At 46.8% G+C, this 16680-nt stretch carries 15 protein-coding genes and 1 tRNA gene; 1 reads left to right on the top strand and 15 read right to left on the bottom strand.

Annotation, left to right across the window (positions count from 1 at the left end; all coding sequences use genetic code 11):
* Positions 1–22 precede the first annotated feature (22 nt).
* The 14 genes from NWE92_11830 to NWE92_11765 all read right to left on the bottom strand — a co-directional run bounded on the left by NWE92_11830 (position 23) and on the right by NWE92_11765 (position 15075).
* Positions 23–1609, bottom strand: coding sequence for a right-handed parallel beta-helix repeat-containing protein (locus tag NWE92_11830; GenBank protein MCW4030323.1), 1587 nt, complete (start codon positions 1607–1609; stop codon positions 23–25).
* 91 nt (positions 1610–1700) lie between these two features.
* Entirely contained in the window at positions 1701–3191 is a 1491-nt protein-coding gene (locus NWE92_11825; GenBank protein ID MCW4030322.1) for an NADH-quinone oxidoreductase subunit N, read from the bottom strand.
* A 1-nt stretch (position 3192) separates the two neighbouring features.
* Positions 3193–4818, bottom strand: coding sequence for an NADH-quinone oxidoreductase subunit M (locus tag NWE92_11820; GenBank protein MCW4030321.1), 1626 nt, complete (start codon positions 4816–4818; stop codon positions 3193–3195).
* Positions 4819–4823: 5 nt separating this feature from the next.
* Positions 4824–6764, bottom strand: coding sequence for an NADH-quinone oxidoreductase subunit L (locus NWE92_11815; protein ID MCW4030320.1), 1941 nt, complete (start codon positions 6762–6764; stop codon positions 4824–4826).
* Positions 6764–7078 carry an NADH-quinone oxidoreductase subunit K gene (locus NWE92_11810; protein MCW4030319.1) on the bottom strand — a complete coding sequence of 105 codons (315 nt, stop codon included), beginning with the start codon at positions 7076–7078 and terminating at the stop codon, positions 6764–6766. Before NWE92_11810 ends, NWE92_11815 begins: the two co-directional genes overlap by 1 nt.
* Complete coding sequence (locus tag NWE92_11805) at positions 7078–7542, bottom strand: NADH-quinone oxidoreductase subunit J (protein MCW4030318.1); 465 nt, start codon at positions 7540–7542, stop codon at positions 7078–7080. Before NWE92_11805 ends, NWE92_11810 begins: the two co-directional genes overlap by 1 nt.
* A complete protein-coding gene (locus NWE92_11800) occupies positions 7543–7992 on the bottom strand; it encodes a 4Fe-4S binding protein (protein MCW4030317.1) in 450 nt (149 codons plus the stop codon).
* Positions 7993–7998: 6 nt separating this feature from the next.
* Positions 7999–8988, bottom strand: a complete 990-nt coding sequence (locus NWE92_11795) for an NADH-quinone oxidoreductase subunit H (GenBank protein MCW4030316.1) — start codon at positions 8986–8988, stop codon at positions 7999–8001.
* Between the two features lie 8 nt (positions 8989–8996).
* Positions 8997–10574: an NADH-quinone oxidoreductase subunit C gene (locus NWE92_11790; GenBank protein MCW4030315.1), complete on the bottom strand. Its 1578-nt coding sequence runs from the start codon at positions 10572–10574 to the stop codon at positions 8997–8999.
* A complete protein-coding gene (locus NWE92_11785) occupies positions 10561–11067 on the bottom strand; it encodes an NADH-quinone oxidoreductase subunit B family protein (protein ID MCW4030314.1) in 507 nt (168 codons plus the stop codon). Before NWE92_11785 ends, NWE92_11790 begins: the two co-directional genes overlap by 14 nt.
* Positions 11067–11396 (bottom strand): NADH-quinone oxidoreductase subunit A, encoded by a 330-nt coding sequence (gene ndhC / locus NWE92_11780; GenBank protein ID MCW4030313.1) that lies wholly within the window; start codon positions 11394–11396, stop codon positions 11067–11069. The genes NWE92_11785 and ndhC overlap by 1 nt, the downstream gene beginning before the upstream one ends.
* 402 nt (positions 11397–11798) lie before the next feature.
* Positions 11799–12584 (bottom strand): ABC transporter permease, encoded by a 786-nt coding sequence (locus tag NWE92_11775; GenBank protein MCW4030312.1) that lies wholly within the window; start codon positions 12582–12584, stop codon positions 11799–11801.
* Complete coding sequence (locus tag NWE92_11770) at positions 12581–13585, bottom strand: ATP-binding cassette domain-containing protein (protein MCW4030311.1); 1005 nt, start codon at positions 13583–13585, stop codon at positions 12581–12583. Before NWE92_11770 ends, NWE92_11775 begins: the two co-directional genes overlap by 4 nt.
* Positions 13586–13659: 74 nt before the next feature.
* Positions 13660–15075 carry a glycosyltransferase family 39 protein gene (locus tag NWE92_11765; GenBank protein ID MCW4030310.1) on the bottom strand — a complete coding sequence of 472 codons (1416 nt, stop codon included), beginning with the start codon at positions 15073–15075 and terminating at the stop codon, positions 13660–13662.
* A gap of 203 nt (positions 15076–15278) precedes the next feature.
* Between NWE92_11765 and ala the strand changes: the two genes are divergently transcribed.
* On the top strand, positions 15279–16283 hold the full coding sequence (ala, locus tag NWE92_11760; protein ID MCW4030309.1) for an alanine dehydrogenase: 1005 nt from the start codon (positions 15279–15281) through the stop codon (positions 16281–16283).
* 61 nt (positions 16284–16344) lie between these two features.
* Here the strand turns inward: ala and NWE92_11755 are convergent.
* A tRNA-Gly gene (locus NWE92_11755) sits at positions 16345–16421 on the bottom strand.
* Positions 16422–16680 lie beyond the last annotated feature (259 nt).

Below are 16680 nucleotides of genomic sequence, written 5' to 3'. Positions count from 1 at the left end.
TAAAAGACAGACTAATCAACGATTAGACTCGTCTTGTCCGCAACAACACCACAACAACAACCACCAACGCCGCAACAACCACAACCAACGCGATTATGGCGGTTTGCTCCAAATCGAGGCTGATGAGACTGCCGAAGAGGTGACTGCTGGATTCCCCGGTTGTAACCGTGGGGGTCTGGGGCGGATTTGTTGGGGTTGAAGTAGCTGTGGGGACGGGAGTTGGCATGGGCGTGGTTAGGTCCAGTCCTGCTTGTGAATTGGGCGCATTCAAGATGGGTTGATAGTTTACGGTGGCCAAATTGAAGTCGTCGGTGAAATCATAGATTACTTGGTCGATTTTGGCGGTGTCGGTTGTCCCCCACCAGTTGTTGGCTGCATCGATGTTTCCTTGTGCGTGTTCCCAAAGATAGAGCCCAGAGTCATCTTCGAAATTGTTAAAGTTAATCTGCGCATTTGAGGCGTCAAGGATTACGCCTTTGTCGTGGAAGATGTTTTTTTGTATAGTAGCGTTTCCATAGACTAGGATGCTTGCTTTGGTACAACCTGAAATTTCATTGTTTATGATGTTTTGGTTATTGTTGCAGGTTATGCCATAGTAAGTGTAGTAGGGTCCACGGTCGGGACGCATGCCTAGCGATTCATAGTCAGGAATCGAAGCAGACATACCTGTTATGCGGTTGTTACTTACAATAGCGTTACATTGAGGTGATAGGTTGAGGGCAGCTTGATTTTGTTGGTCGTAGCCTGAAGGGGTATAAGTTATGGTGTTGTTCCAGATTATCGGAGAACCAGCACCGGCGCTTATTCCATCGTAGATAATGTTGGAGGAGATTGTGGCGTTGCCACTCATTGTCAGAGAGGCGGTGGTGGTGATAAGTTCGGGCACATTATTTCCGATTTCATTGTTGTAAACTGTTGGAGTCCCCTCGATTCGTAAGTCTTTGATTACGTTACCAGAAATTACTTGTGAACCATCGGTTTTTAGAATATCAATGTAGTTGTTGAATATGTTTTGGCTCCCGCTAAATCGAGCTGTTCGAATGGTATTATTAGAAATTGCCTGCGACCCCGTAACCCACATGGAACCTACGTAATTATTAGTTATTGTTTGTGAACCGCCGCCTTTAGTAATCATAAGCGAACTAAGTGAGAGACCAGTCAACTTTGGAGATGCCCCTTCTGTGGTTATTTGAGCAGAATAACGTGGATGGTCCTCGTATGATCCGACAAAATCAGCGTTTTCAATTATGCTGCCCGATTTTGTTTGTTCATCCCAACCGTGGCTTAATTCGGTAAAGGCGATATAACCATTATTAAAAAGAATCTTGTCCGTTAGGGTACCTTTAGCTATTAAGGTGCCGTTAACCTGTAAGTAGTTACCGTGCATGTTTATGGTTACGCCCTGCTGAACCGTTAAGGTTACATCGTAAAGTATTGCAACTGGACCGTGAAGTTCGTAAGGGCTTCCAGCACGCGTCCATGTCGTGTCTGAGCTGATTATGCTTGTGACCTCAGTTGAGGCTGCCCCAAACTCTACATACACAGGTGCAGCAAAGGCTAAACTGCAAACCAAAAACGCGACCAAACAGCAAGCGACCATTCTTTTCATCGAGGCACCGAGCTATAGAAACTGCTGGAGGTTTATGTGGTTTACGACAAAGCAAAAACAGAAAAGGAATTGCCCAAAAAAGAGGCAAGGATTATGGGACTATGAAGGGTAGTTGGCTGATGACTGGGTTGATGAGGTTTAAGACGACGTTGGGGAACAGACCAAGCAGGAATATGGCGGCGACGAGTATAAAGACGGGGATTAGTATACGTTTGTTTTCTTTGACGGGGGTGTCGTTTTTGGCTGGTTTGCCGTACATTATGTTGACGAGGCGGAATATGTAAGCGGTTTGCAGTACGCTGGTGATGACACCGATGATGGCGAGCCAAGATAGGTTGGCGCTGATTGCGGAGGTGAAGACGAGGTATTTGCCCATGAAGCCACCCAGCGGTGGAACACCTGCGAAGGATAAGCCTGCCATGATGAGCGCTAAGCTTGCCCAAGGCATCTTTTTGCCTAAGCCGTGGAAGTCGTCAAGTGTCTTGAAGCCGTGACTGTTCATGATACCGATTGCCATGAATGCGAGTGCAGTGGTTATGCCGCCGATGAGGAAGAAGTAGAGGTTTCCTGCAACACCAAGCGCAGTTACACTGCAGATGGCGACGAGGTTGTAGCCGACGTCTGCGACACAGATGTATGCGACTAAGCGTTTGATGTCGTTTTGTATGAGCGCGAAAATGTTACCGACAATCATGGTGAGGGCTGCTAAGACGGCGAGCATAAGCGTCCAGTCGATTGCGCCGGGTAGGATGATGTAGAGGAAGATGCGGATGAGTATGTAGTAGCTGCCTTGGTCTACGAGTGCGGATAGGAAGGATGCTGAGGGGGCGGGTGCGGCAGTGTATGCGTCGGGTAGCCAGAAGTGGAAGGGTACAATGGCGGCTTCAATTGCGTAGCCTGCGGCAATGAATATGAAGGCAATGATTAGGAGGGCTTGGTCTGAGGCCGCGGCGGTGGTTATTGCACCGCTGAGTGCGAGGTAGTTGAGGGTGCCAGTTATGCCAAAGACTATGGATAAGCCGAAGAGTACGAAGGCGGAGGCGATGATGACCATGATGAGGTATTTCATGGTGGCATTGAGGCTGAACGCGTTTTTGCGGTACATCATCAAGAAAGCTGCGCCTGCGGTGGCGGCTTCCCAGAATATGAAGAAGGTTAACAGGTCGCCTGCGAGAACTGCGCCGATGAGTGCGCCAGTGGTTATGAACATTATGGCAAAGTAACGGTCTGCAGGGCGCTCGTTGCTGTTCATGTAGAATACTGTGTAAATCATGACAACTGCGGCTATGGCTACCATTATGATGGCCATGTAAACGGATATGGCATCTACTAGGAAGCTGCTAACAAATGGGGTGGCTGTGCTGCCGTCTAAGGCGATGTTTATGCTTGTTGGGTCGCTGTAATAGTTGATCGCTAAGTTTGCTACAAATAAACTCGCTACAACAAAGACCACAACTACCCAGCTTACGGTTAGACCGGTTTTGTGAGTGCTGCGGCGGATTATTTTGAATATGGGTATGGTTAGTAGCGCTGCGATTACGAAGGTGATTATGGGTAGTAGTACGGTAAGTATTTCAACCATCTTAGACCCCTCCGAAGGTTACTGTTTGTATTAGATTCATGAAGAAGGTGGGGTAGATGCCGATGACGACGACTAAGACCACCAGGATTGCGAGGGCCAGTTTCATGTAGTTGGGGATGTCGACGATTTTGTGTTTAAGCTCTGCAACAGGTGTTTCTGTTTCTGAACTTGTTACTTCGTGGCCGCCGTGGGCTGATTCATCTATGACGCCGACTTCGTCTTTGCTTGTGCCGAGGAAAACTTTGCTGATAAATCGCAGCGAGTAAGCCAAGGAGAAGACTGTTGCAACCAGCATGATTGCGGTGGGGAAGATGTAGAAGCTGTCGCCTGCTTGGATGATTTGGATGGCGCCGACGAATATGAAGAATTCACTGATAAAGCAGGCTAGGGGTGGTGCGCCTGCGATGCTGAGTGCTGCGATGGTTCCAGAGACTGCTGAGAAGGGCATTTTGCTTGCTAAGCCGCCCATTTCTCGGATGTCGCGTTTTTCGGTTTGGTGCATGACGCCGCCTGCGGTAAGGAAGAAGAGGCCTTTGCTGGCTGCGTGTGTGATTATGTGGAGCACGGTTCCGACGATTGCTATGGATGTTGCTGAGGCAAGCATCACGACGTTTCCGCTTGCGAGTGCTGGTGGGAATAGTGAGAGACCAAACATAATGTAGCCCATGTGCGCGATGCTTGAGTATGCGATGACGCGTTTTATGTCGTTGGCTACCAGTGAGAGTAGGGAACCAAAGAATGCGGTGATTATGCCGATTATGGATAGGGCATGTAGGAAGGGTACACCAAAGGCTTCGCCTACGGATGGAAACACAACGCCAAACGATAGGCGGATAATGGCGTATGCTCCTGCGCTGATGATAACACCGCTAAGTAACGCAGACATCGGTGCGGGTGCTTCAGAGTGAGCATCGGGTAGCCACATGTGGACTGGGAATACAGCCATTTTAACTGCAAACCCAGCGGTCAGGGCAATAAGTATCCATTTGATGACATCGGGTGCAGCGGTTGCAAGAGCTGCTTGGGCTTGGAACATATCTGTGTAGCCGGTTAGCCAGTAGATTGCTCCGATACCTAAGAGCACGAAGACTGCGCCTGCGTGGGTGAATATGAAGAGTTTGAAGGCGGATTTGTAGCTGTTGCGGTAGCCCCATTCTCCGACTATGAAGTAGGCGGGTACGAGCATTAGTTCCCAGCAAAAGTAGAATAAGATGAGGTTGCTGGTGAGGAAGACGCCGACTAAGCCGACGCTGAGCATGCAGAGGAGCGCGTAGTAGGCTGCGAGGTGTTTTTTGCCTGACATGTAGTTGATGCTGTAGATTGATGCTACGAATATGAGGACTAAGCTGATGAGGGCAATGGATGCGCTTATGCCGTCTACGAACAGCGAGAATTGGGCAAGTGCAGTGCTTCCGCCGAGGTCTGATGGAATCCACGTGTAGGATTCGGTGTAGCTGCCTGTGTTTAATATGTCAGGTACTGTTGCGAAGACCAACCCCATGTTGATGAGGGCGATTAAGGCAACAAAGACTGCTGCTGCTTTGGGGGATTTCTTTCCCGTTAAATATACGAAGGGTATGCTTACGGTTGGGAGTGCGAATACTGCTAGTAGTAGGGGTAGTGTCATGTCTTTTACGCTCCTATTCCTAATGTTAAGATTATCAGCACAATGATGAGCACAAAGCCCAGCACTGCGGCTGCAACATAGTTTCTAAATGAGTCAGAGGGCCCTTTCTTGAGCACCGTTGCATGTCCGGGCTCCGCTGCTTCGCCAACTTTGGTTCCTGCTTCGTCAGGGTAACGCGAGAACAAGGCGTTTTCGACTCTTGTCAGCGCTGCTGAGAAGCCGTTTATGCCTTTAGCGATTGCGTTGTAGAAGTCGTCAAGGAAGTAGGCGTGGTTTAGGGTGATGGTTATTGGGTTTCTGCCTGCGGCGACTTTTCGGAAGGCGTTCCAGTTCTTGTAGTACGTGTAGTAGGCGAGGAAGAATATTGGGACAAGCATCGTTAGGAATATGGGTGTTTCAAGGCTGGTAAATGCGCCCAGCAGGGTGGTTTCTAACTCTACATCCATAAAGCTTGCAACTAAAGGCTGTGCAAGACCCCAAGCGATGCAGAGTACTGCTAAGATTGCGGCTGGAATGAGCATGACTTTGGGTGCTTCGTGAACGTGGATTTTTTGGATGTGCTCTGATGGTTTGCCCATAAAGACTAAGCTGAACATGCGCAAACAGTAAGCGAAGGTAATGCCGGCGCTTAGGTAGATGAGTATCGTTTGGATAAGACTACCTGCATCGGTGACGCTGGTGATGATTAAGCCCTTGCTAAAGAAGGCTGCAAAAGGCGGCAGTCCGCTGGTGGTGATTATCATTATGAACATTAACGCAAAGGAAATGGGCATGGCTTTTCGAAGTCCACCCATGAGACGCATATCTCGAGTGCCTAAAGCGTGGATGATACCACCTGCAAGGAGGAATCCAAGACCTTCGAAGAAAGCGTGGCTGACCATGTGGAAGAGGCTTGCGAACCATCCAGTGGACATGAAAACGTCAGAGGTTGTTGCCATGGCTGTGCCTAACGCTGCCATCATGAAGCCAATTTGGCTCACGGTGGAGTATGCGAGGACTCCTTTGATGTCGGTTGTCATGAGCCCTAATGTGGCGCCTATGAAGGCGGTTATGACGCCTATCCATGCTACTGTTGGGAACCAAGATAGTTGGAGTGCAGCGATTAGGGTGGGTGCGACTGAGAATATTAGGATGAATCTTGAGAGGAGGTAGATGCCTGCTTTGACCATGGTGGCTGCGTGTAAGAGGGCACTGACTGAGGTTGGGGCTTCCATTGCGCTATAGAGCCAAGTGAAGAGTGGGAACTGTGCGGATTTTGCGACTGCACCGCCTAAAACCAAGAAGGCAACAAGCACCATTAGATCGATGTTGAAGCCGCCTGCTTCGAGTCCGCTGATTATGCCGCGGAAGCTGAAGGTGCCAAACATGTAGAAGAGAATGCCGATGGCGGCGAGAAGCATGATGTCGCCGATGCGGGTCATGATGAAAACTTTGACACCTGAACGGATGGATTCGGGTTTTTTGTACCAGAAGGAAATCAGGGCGTAGCTGCATAAGCCGACCATTTCCCAGAAGATGAACATCTGGAGCATGTTGTCGGCGAGAACTAAGCCGATCATGGAGCCTATGAAGAGGAGCAATAGGTAGTAGTAGCGGGTTAGGCCTTCTTCGCCTTTCATGTAGCCTTGTGAGTAAATGGCGATTATGAGTGCGAAGAATGCTACTAGACAGGTAAATAGCACGCTGAGCGGGTCAACGTAGACTCCTGCGGCGATGCTGCTGCCATCAACGCCAGGTAGCCAGTTTATGGTGTAGTAGTGGCTTGGCTGTGCTAATCCCCAAACGCCGGGGACCAAGGTGAGCGCTAAGACGGAGACAACTGCGGCTATTGCCATGACGAAGTAGTTGCGTGCTTTTTCGCTGTATTTCGCGATTACTGGGACGAATAGGCTTGCTATAAGTGGGATTACCCAGACGAACCATGCAGAGAATTCTTCAAGTATCATTATGCTTCAACCTCGCTATCTTCTTCTTTGTTCTGCATCAACTGTACGATTTTTCCGATATCGCTTGTACCATACTTTTTGGATACAATGACGAGCAACGCTAAGATTACGCCGCTGACTGCGGTGTCTGTTGCAAAGGCTAAAACTAGGAATGCTTGACCTAAACCTTGACCCATGGCAAGCATCACGAAGTTTAGGGTTGCCGCCGTGGCGATTAACTCGACTGATATGAAAACTTTGAGGAGTTGGCGGTTAGTCAGTAACCCATAGATACCGATAGCCAACATAACCAGCGAGAGGATAACGAAGTCCATTACTTCTTCCTCCGCTCATAAAGGACAATGGCGATTCCTAACGCCACCGTCAAAATAACAACTGCCTGCAAAATTGTATCTAAGCCTCGAAGATTCCAGAGGGCATCTCCAAAAGAGGCTTCATTGGTGATGGTTGTCTCGCCAGAGACTGAGAGGAAAAGTGCAGGTAAAGACAAAAGCACACCTGCGCCCAATAATCCCGCGGTACGTTGGGGAGATGCTTTGCGGGCGGGTTTGTCACCTAACATTTCGCCGGAGAGGAACAATATGGCTAAGGTGCCGATGCTGACGGCAAATTGGAAGATGGCGGCGTATATGTTGCCGCTTAAGGCGTAAATTAGCGATGTAAACAGGAAGGTGCCGCTTAAGGCTGCAACGGAATAAACGACTTCGTCAAGGAACAGCGCTAAAACGGCTGAAACGATCAAACCTACTGAAAGAATCTCAAGAATAAATGGAATCAATTACTGTGTGTCCTCCTTGGCTTTTAGGCTGGGCTTCATTATTAGTGAGCCTTTATCGGTTGTGGCTAACTCGTATAGTTCGGAGCTGGTGATGGCTTTTCGGGGGCAGCTTTCTACGCATTGGTGGCAGAAGATGCATTTGTTGAGGTCGATTTGGACGCGTTTTTTGCCTTCTACTTCGACGATTTCGATTGCGTTGGTTGGGCAGTCGCGTTGGCAGACGTGACAGTTAGATCCCACTATGGCTTTCACGTCTAAAGTGAAGTCGCGGCGGGGTCCAAAGTCGATGATGTTGCAGTCTTTGATTTCGTAGATTACTTTGCCTCGTGCGTCATCGGGTAATGTGGGTTTTACGAAGGGATACTTGGTTGTTGCAGGTTTAGTAAAGAGGTGCGACGCTGCACGCCTAAATATTGGAGATATGCGAGATTTCTTTTCTTTGTCAGCCATGTATTGTTACACCACCAGTGGATAGACCCATGTCACTAATACTACTGTTAACATTAAGCACAGGATTGCTGCGGGCAGGAATATTTTCCAGTTAGCCGTTAAAACTTGGTCTATGCGTAAGCGGGCAAAGACTGTAGTAATGTATTCTGATATGGCGACGACAGCTAAGAGTTTGAGGACGAACCAAAGTGTGTACCAGAATTGTGGAGGCCCAAAGAATACTGGTCCGTTAAAGCCGCCAAGGAATAACGTGACCACTAACGCTGAGCCAAAAACGACTTGGACGTCTCGGGTTAAGTGGAGGAAAGCGAGTTTTGCGCCTGTGTATTCGGTTTCTAAGCCGCCAACGAGTTCAGATTCTGAGTGGGGGACATCGAAGGGGTCTTTTTCAAGTTCTGCCTGAATTGTGATTACGAATAATACGAATGCCCAGGGCACTAAAACGATGTACCAGATGTTTTGGCTTGCAATTATGCCTGCGATGCTTAAGGTTCCTGCGATAAATGCAGGGGATAATGCCAAGAGGAATAGGGGAATATCGTAGCCTAAGAATTGGGTTAAGACTCTGGCTGACCCGATTGAACCGTAAGGGTTGTTAGATGCCCAGCCTGAGAGGAACAACAAAAAGTTCGCGATGGTTGAGAACACCAAGATAATAATCAAGTCGCCGGTGAAGCCGCTTGTAGATAGAACACTTGCGCCGTCAATGGGTATGAAGCACATGGCAAAAACCATAATTGCAAAGGCGGTAAGGGGCGCAAATTTGAAGAGGAAACGTTTCGTGCCTCGGGGTTCAATGTCTTCTTTGGTTAATAATTTGATAAAGTCAGCGAGGGGCTGCAATATGCCTGCGGGGCCTGCAACCATGGGACCAACGCGGTTTTGGATGCGGGCTTCGAGTTTTCGTTCCATCCAATCGCAGAAGAGCGTTAGGAATAGGATGAAACTGAAGCCTGGGAAGATTAGAATACGGAAGATCAGCCAGATGTCAAGCATCGCATATATCACCTGTCAGTGCATGAGAAGCATGGATCTAAGCTAACAAAGTTTGAAGGTACGTCAGCTATGCTCTCACCGATTGCAGATTTGAGGAATGATGGAATGTTAGCGAATGTTGGGGTTCGGATTTTTACGCGGTCAGGTATGTCGGTTCCGTTGCTTCTCACGTAGTAGAAGAGTTCGCCTCTTGGAGCTTCCAAGCTACAAACGGCTTCTCCTGCAGGGACAGCGCGGGGGACATCTTCGCGTATAGGTCCTGAAGGTAGATGGTCAAGGGCGTATTGGAGGATGTCGATGCTTTCTTCAACTTCATCAAGGCGCACATTCATTCGTGCCCAAGTGTCACAGGTGTCATAGACGATTTCTTTGAATGGAATCTCGCCATATGCTTCATAAGGCAAGTCTTTCCGAACGTCAATGTCAACTTTACTACCACGTGCAACTGGACCTACCACGGAGAGTTTGAGTGCGTCTTCGCGGCTTAAAATTCCGACATCGTGCATACGAAGGCGGAGTGTGGGTTCGTCATTGTAGATTTTGCGGTAGAAGGGAAGCTTTCCGCGAAGCTCTTCAATGGTGGTTTTGATTTTGGGGATATCGTTCGCGTTGATGTCACGTCTGACACCGCCCACCACAATTAAAGAACCATATACGCGGTTGCCGCTGGTTAACTCTATTAAGTCCATAATGGGCTCCCGGTCGCGCCAGAAGTACTGGAAAACTGTTTCGTAACCGATTTCAAGGCCTGCGTGCCCTAAAGTTAAGAGGTGGCTATGTAATCGGTTGAGTTCTAAAGCGATAACTCGAAGATATTGTGCCCGTGGTGGAGCTTTGAATTTGAGGATTTTCTCCACGGCAGCCACAAAGCCGTATGCATGGCAGGGGTTGCAGATGCCACAGACCCGCTCTACTAGGTAGACGTCTTGGAGGTAGCTTCGGGATTCAGCGGATTTCTCGATGCCGCGATGCACGTAACCGATGCGGGGTTCAACTTTGGTAACTGTTTCGCCGCTGACTGTAACTGAGAATTTTTCGGGTTCCAGCAGTGCTGGATGTTGAGGACCAATTATAATTTTGACGAGACGTTGATTCTCAGGAAGCGTGTTGGCTTCACGGGCTGGTGTTGGAACCAGCTTGACGTCATTTAAGTTTACATCTTTGCGTAACGGGTAGACGCCGTCGGGCCAGTTTTCGGAGAGTACGAAGTGACCGTTGAATTCGTTTCCTTCAAAGGTTATGCCGAATAAATCGGTGACTTCAAGTTCATGGAAAGCCGCGCCAGGATGGATGTCAACGATTGACTTTATTTTTGGGTTTGCTTTGGGGATTTCAGCTTTTATAGTTATGAAGGGCTTTGAGGTGTGAACGTGATAGTAGACGCCCATTGTTGCGCCGAAGTCTAAGCCTGTAATGGCTGTGATGCCGGCTTTTTCGTCAGCGGCAATCATAGCTTTGAGTACGTCGTAGTGTAGGCCTTTGTTGGCAGTTATGGAGGCTGCTCCAAGCAAGCCACGTTCTACTTTTATTTTATCTCCAAATTGAGATTCAACTAAACCAATAATGTCTAAACTATTGTTTGCCATCTGTTTTTACCTCTTCTACTTTTGGGGAAACCTCTTGAGCGGGGGCTTTAGCGGGTTTAGGTGGATTCTTAGGGGGATTGAGAGCGTTTAAGAGTTTAACGACACCGTCAATGATTGCTTCAGGTCGCGGTGGACACCCCGGTATGTAAGCTGTAACTGGGATAACTTTGTCGACGCCGCCCAACACGTTATAGTTGCCTTCAAATACTCCGCCGCTGCAGGCGCAAGCGCCAATGGCGACGACGAATTTAGGTTGGGGCATCTGGTCGTAGACGCGTTTTAGCCGTTCTGCACATTGCTGGGTAACGGCTCCGGTGACTAGTAAAACATCAGCGTGACGCGGGGATGGTTCAAGTTTTACGCCAAAACGTTCAACATCATATTTGGGGGTCAACAAGGCAACGATTTCTATGTCGCAGCCGTTGCAGGCGCCCGAGTTAAAGTGAAGCACCCAAGGAGATTTTACACGTGCCCAAGTTTTTGTGTCAGTCATTAATTTTTGCCTCCTTCAAGAAGCGCCCAACCTGCCGCAAGAATTATTCCCAAGTAGAGAATTAGCAGCAGAGGGTTTGTTGCAGCCAGCGCAAAAGCGGCAAATGCGAGAACGAGAACTGATGAGTCAAAAACGACGAAGTAAATCAGGTAACGGTAAAGGGACACGTTGATTTTTAGTCCTTGGAAGGTGACTTTTTCTCCGCAAGCATATGCGGCTTGTTCGTTTTCACTTATTGCGGTTTTTGGGGCAGCGCGTCTGCCTAAACTGTAAATAACGAGAGTTGAAACAAAGATTAAGACAAATGCGATAATAGCTTCAACAATCATGCGTTAATTTCTCCGTCAACGGTTTTTACCAATTGAGCCACCTCAAAGGCTGAGTCAGATATACACTTGTTATAGCAACAAGCGGTTACATGAACATATTTAAGTTTATCTGACCCTAAACTGTGCAGATAGAGAGAGGATACTGTTCTTTGCCAAGGGTCACTTTTTAGGCAACACATCACATTCCAATCATGGTTGCCTAGTATGCTCTGTGCCATCGCAGTAATTTCTCCCATGCTACCCCGAGTTAGTTCACATAAAAGTACGCTAGTTGCTTTTAAATTTTAAGAACAAAAAAACTGAAAATTCATGGGGTTCTAAACAGGCAACAAAAAACAGCAATGATGGAGACAAAAAACCTAAAAAAATAAAATAGCTAATAAAAAAAGGAACAACAAAGAATTAACTAACTACTTTTCTAAACTGATAAACCGTAGCCGTCAACGTTACAACACCCACAAGCGCAATCACACCATACGCCTGCAAAATGGTACTCCAATCATACCCCGTAATCATAAGCACACGACAAGCATTCACCGCATAACTAATCGGGTTAAACATCGAAACGGTCTGTATCCATTGTGGCTGAAAACTCTGCGGCACCAAAGCAGTACTCAAAAACAGCAACGGAAAAGTGATAAAACCGCCGATTGCAAAAACAGTTTCGGAACTACGGGTTTTCATGCCGATAGCCAACGAAATGCCTGACCAGGCTAACCCAAAGAAAGCGATAGTTAAAAGAATCAGCAAAATCCCAGGCAACCCCGTGACATACGAGACGCCAACAATAGGCAAAAACGACAAGGCAATAATGATTATGGATTGGATAACCACTCGGAAGGCGTCGCTGGTCAAGCGCCCCAGTAAAATCGCGTAACGATTAACCGGTGTAACCAGCATCTTTTGCAGGTATCCCGAATCAATGTCTGCTACAATAGAGTTTCCCGATTGCAAGGCGCTGCCAAAGGCGTTCTGAAGAAGAATACCTGCAGTGGCAAATATAGCGTAACTTGTGGTGCCGGTGGCTGCCGCAAACCCAGGGATACTGCTAAAACTGCCCAGAAGCTGGGTGAATAAGAGCAGAAATATGATGGGCTGAAATAGTGAAAAAAACAGCAAAATTGGGTTTCGGATCAGCTTCTTTAGGTATCTAACAAACAGATAGCGGGTGTCGGAGAGCAGCGTCATCGTCGGGCGCCTCCAAACATAGCACTGGGAGTCTTAACCAGTTCTTCAGAGCGTATCCGACGTCCCGTATGTTGCAGAAAAACATCATCCAAAGTAGGCGAAGAAAACGTCACCGACAACAACCTAATGTCACAGCTATCAAAGGCACGCACAATATCCGCGACCAAGGGACCAGCATGCTTGGCATAAACGGTTAGGCATTCTTCAGGACCCGCATCTAAAACCTGATTCACTCCCTCTAAACTGCTGAGTATCTCTCTCGCACGGGGTTTGTCACGTTCGCAATTGTCGATGGAAATTTTTATTGAGTCAGCGCCGATTTCCTGCTTCAAAGCGGCAGGAGTCCCTAAAGTCACGATTTTGCCAAAGTCAATAATTGCTAAGCGTTTGCAGAGGCGATCAGCTTCTTCGAGGTACTGAGTAGTTAAGAAAATGGTTATGCCCTCCTCCTTGTTGATTTGCTCAAGATAAGACCAAATCGCATTTCGAGACTGCGGATCCAACCCCGTTGTCGGTTCATCCAAAAAAAGCAACTTCGGCTTATGCACAAGCGCAGTCGCCAAATCCAAACGCTTCTTCATGCCGCCCGAATAATTACGCGCCCGCTTATCCGCCGCTGACTCCAAGCCAACCAAAGACAACAACTCATTCACTCGATTCTTCAACGTAGAGCCGCTCATTTGCTGAAAATGCCCCTGCAACGTAAGGTTTTCGCGACCAGTCAAGTCGCCGTCTACTGTTGTTTCTTGACTTTGCACTCCAATAAGCCGACGGATTGCAGAAGCGCTTGAATCAACATCCATACCCGCCACATAAACGGATCCAGAGGTTTTCCTAAGCAGGGTTGTTAGGATTTTTATCGTGGTGCTTTTCCCAGCGCCATTTGGACCCAAAAACCCAAAAAATTCGCCTTGACCGACACTAAAAGAAATGTTGTCAACGGCTTTGGTGCCATCAGAATAAACTTCAACAAGATTTTTTACGTCTATAATTTCGGGCATATCTTCCTAAAGAACTGGTATTTTTTGACAAAATAATTGTATGTGACTGTTACCCCACAGCAACAGCACGGCAGCTATATTAGGGGTCGATTATTATTTTTAAAAGCCGAATTTTTTGTCTCGATCCAGCTATGCATAGGTTTGAACATCGATTTTAGGTAGCTTTTGTTTGCTACTAAAAGCGCCGCCAACACAATCGTACAACCCAAATACTGCACAAACATGGAAAAACTATATTGCAATAACGGCGTTGAAGCACTTAAGGCATAACCTTGTATGGAGCCTGATTGTACTGAATACTTCAAAAAATTCAACCGTGAGGAATCCAGCGTAATAAATTGAATAGAAAAAACTGAGGCAACAAGCAAGAAAACTCCAGCTAAACCACTAACAAATAGCAGTTGGTCGCCTCTTGTTTTTAGCGGATTTTTCCTCAAAAGGACACTACATTTGCCGGCTAACGAAGCGGCTAACAAACTAAAGAAAGGCAAAGATTGATAGTCATATTTGATTGCGCTTGTATACGGCACATTTAGGTTCAGGCTTGCACCCATAAAAGTGTTCACGCCACAAATCGTACAAATGGTCACTAAGCAAATGACATCCATCGTTAGGAATCTGGATAGACGCCGCCTGAAGATTAACGAAAGAAGCACCGAAAAAATGGCTGCGGCAATAAAAATAGTGCCTAACCCATAATTAAGAAGAAAATTGCTAACAAAAAAGTACGTAGGCTGATTGGTTTGGAGGTTTATTTCAAAAAAGTCGTTGTGGCTAAAAAGGTAGAATAAGTTTTTTCCTAAAATTACCTGATACCACAAATAAGAAAAAGAAAGCACAGGCAAGCAGAAAAGACCGACTTGGCTGATTATGCGTCTTGGAGTTTCTGGGTGATAATAAACATATAGCAGAACTATGGGTACCAAGATGAAAATTGCGAATAGCTTTGTTAAAAGTGCAGCCGCAAAAAATAAGCCTGATAGAGTGGCCAGCTTGATTGAGCATCTATGTATGGCTAAAATTGCAAAAAATAAGCACACCAATGTAAAGAATAGGCAAGGCACGTCTATTAGAAAACTTCTTGAAAGAACAAGTTGCCAAGGGGTAAAGCCAAAAAGCGCGGCTGCGAGTAAACCTGCGGGTTTTCCGTAGAGTTCTTTGCCTATTTTATACATTAGAAACGTTGAAGAGATACCTAGTAAAGTTACTAAAAGTACGCCGGTGCTCACGGACATACCGAAGAGTTTAAGGAAAAAACCTTGCAGATAAAAACCTAAAGGGGGCTGGTTCATCAAGCTGCCCTGCACTTCAACATAGGGCATACCCCATTGGATTACCCCGCTGGCGGCTTTAAATTCCCATATTGTGTCGCCGTTCTCGTAGGGCCCCACAGAAAAAGACAGCATCATAGCCCCGAGTAATATGGCTATTAAAGGGTAATTTTCCCGTAACCATCCTGCAAGAGTTTGCTTGTCTAACATATTGCTCATTTAGGATTTTCAAGCCAACGGTTACTTGAATGCTGTTTGGGATTTCTTATAAAATTTACGAGATTCAATAATACGACCAAAAGCATCACACTTTCTTCAGGCGCGGTTACCACTTTGCAAGTTGAGAGATGAAAGTTTCCGAAAAATGCAATAATTATATTAATCGTTTCGCCGATTAAACAGTGGGTTTTGGCGAGAAAAAATTGGAAACTCTTTTGCTAACCGACCAACAGGTCAAAAAGCTCCTTTCAATGTCCGAAGTCTTAGACGCAGTCGAATTAGCGTTCAAACAGAAAGGTATAGGTCGCGTTCAGATGCCCGCTAAGGTGTACTTAAACTTCAACAAATACAACGGCGACTTGCGGACAATGCCCAGTTACCTTGAAGACCTAGACATATCAGCCGTAAAAATTGTAAACGTACACCCCGATAACCCAGAAAACTACAAACTGCCCACAGTCATGGCAGTCATCGTCCTAATTGACCCCTCGAAGGGCTTCCCCCTCGCCATAATGGGTGGCACAACACTCACAGACATGAGAACTGGAGCTGCAGGCGGAATCGCCGCCAAATTTCTTGCCCGAAAAGACTCCAAAGTGATTGGCTTCGTCGGAGCAGGCGCCCAAGCAAGAACTCAACTGATGGCGCTTCTTGAAGTTTACAACGACAAAATTGAGGAAATAAGAGTCTGGAGTAGGCACCCTCAAACTGAAAGTTCCTTTATTGAAGAAGCAAAAAAAGAGTACGGTCATCTGTGCAACTTTGTTCTTGAACAAAAAGTAAGTGACACCGTCGTAGGCGCAGACATTGTGGTTACAACTACTCCATCAAAAGTTCCGTTGGTACTCGACGAGATGATTTCTCCAGGGATGCATATTAACTGCATCGGCGCGGACGCAATAGGAAAAGAAGAACTTGACACAACAATACTGAGAAGAGCAAAAACGGTTATCGACGATTGGACACAAGCCTCACGATGCGGCGAAATCAATGTGCCGCTACTGCTTCGAGATAAAACAGTCACCAAAGAGGACATCTGGGCTGAAATCGGAGAAATCACCGCAGGCATAAAACCCGGCAGAGAAAACAACCACGAAGTCACAGTTTTCACGTCCACAGGGCTAGCGGTTCAAGACGCCGTAACAGCAAGGATTGCTTACGAAAAGGCTCTTCAGAATAAAATTGGCAGCTTCATAAAAATCGTATAAACCCTTTTTTTGAAAAAACAGATAGAAAGGCCACGCCTTAAGAGAAGAAACAGGAAAAGTTTGGTGCGGTAACCGGGATTTGAACCCGGGTCCTAGACTTGGCAAGCCTATGTACTAACCAAGCTGTACTATTACCGCGCGTGTAGCGCAACGAACAATCTAAAAACTACCTAATAAACTCTACATTTTGCTACACAAATTTTATGAAGACTACAACCGCTACTTTGATAGAGAAATCAAATTATTAGCACAACTACCGCGGTAGTTAGCTTGGCCAACCCCATATAATGTCGACATTAACAAAACACGGTTAATTTCATGTTCTTAAGGAGCTTTTTTGGTGTCATAAAAGACGCTGACAACCCTCTTAATATCAGATTGTTTTATTAATCAAAAC

The sequence above is a fragment of the Candidatus Bathyarchaeota archaeon genome (assembly GCA_026014745.1).
In the GTDB taxonomy this organism is placed as follows: domain Archaea; phylum Thermoproteota; class Bathyarchaeia; order Bathyarchaeales; family Bathycorpusculaceae; genus Bathycorpusculum.
The sequence above is the reverse complement of the archived record's forward strand: the minus strand, read 5'-3'. Positions and strand labels throughout refer to the sequence as shown.

What these genes read in the sequence shown, in the direction of transcription:
- NWE92_11770 (MCW4030311.1), bottom strand. Translation starts at nt 13,585, where the DNA reads ATGCCCGAAATTATAGACGTAAAAAATCTTGTTGAAGTTTATTCTGAT.
- NWE92_11825 (MCW4030322.1), bottom strand. Translation starts at nt 3,191, where the DNA reads ATGGTTGAAATACTTACCGTACTACTACCCATAATCACCTTCGTAATC.
- NWE92_11815 (MCW4030320.1), bottom strand. Translation starts at nt 6,764, where the DNA reads ATGATACTTGAAGAATTCTCTGCATGGTTCGTCTGGGTAATCCCACTT.
- NWE92_11830 (MCW4030323.1), bottom strand. Translation starts at nt 1,609, where the DNA reads ATGAAAAGAATGGTCGCTTGCTGTTTGGTCGCGTTTTTGGTTTGCAGT.
- NWE92_11765 (MCW4030310.1), bottom strand. Translation starts at nt 15,075, where the DNA reads ATGAGCAATATGTTAGACAAGCAAACTCTTGCAGGATGGTTACGGGAA.
- NWE92_11820 (MCW4030321.1), bottom strand. Translation starts at nt 4,818, where the DNA reads ATGACACTACCCCTACTACTAGCAGTATTCGCACTCCCAACCGTAAGC.
- NWE92_11795 (MCW4030316.1), bottom strand. Translation starts at nt 8,988, where the DNA reads ATGCTTGACATCTGGCTGATCTTCCGTATTCTAATCTTCCCAGGCTTC.
- NWE92_11800 (MCW4030317.1), bottom strand. Translation starts at nt 7,992, where the DNA reads ATGGCTGACAAAGAAAAGAAATCTCGCATATCTCCAATATTTAGGCGT.
- NWE92_11775 (MCW4030312.1), bottom strand. Translation starts at nt 12,584, where the DNA reads ATGACGCTGCTCTCCGACACCCGCTATCTGTTTGTTAGATACCTAAAG.
- ndhC (MCW4030313.1), bottom strand. Translation starts at nt 11,396, where the DNA reads ATGATTGTTGAAGCTATTATCGCATTTGTCTTAATCTTTGTTTCAACT.
- NWE92_11785 (MCW4030314.1), bottom strand. Translation starts at nt 11,067, where the DNA reads ATGACTGACACAAAAACTTGGGCACGTGTAAAATCTCCTTGGGTGCTT.
- NWE92_11810 (MCW4030319.1), bottom strand. Translation starts at nt 7,078, where the DNA reads ATGGACTTCGTTATCCTCTCGCTGGTTATGTTGGCTATCGGTATCTAT.
- NWE92_11790 (MCW4030315.1), bottom strand. Translation starts at nt 10,574, where the DNA reads ATGGCAAACAATAGTTTAGACATTATTGGTTTAGTTGAATCTCAATTT.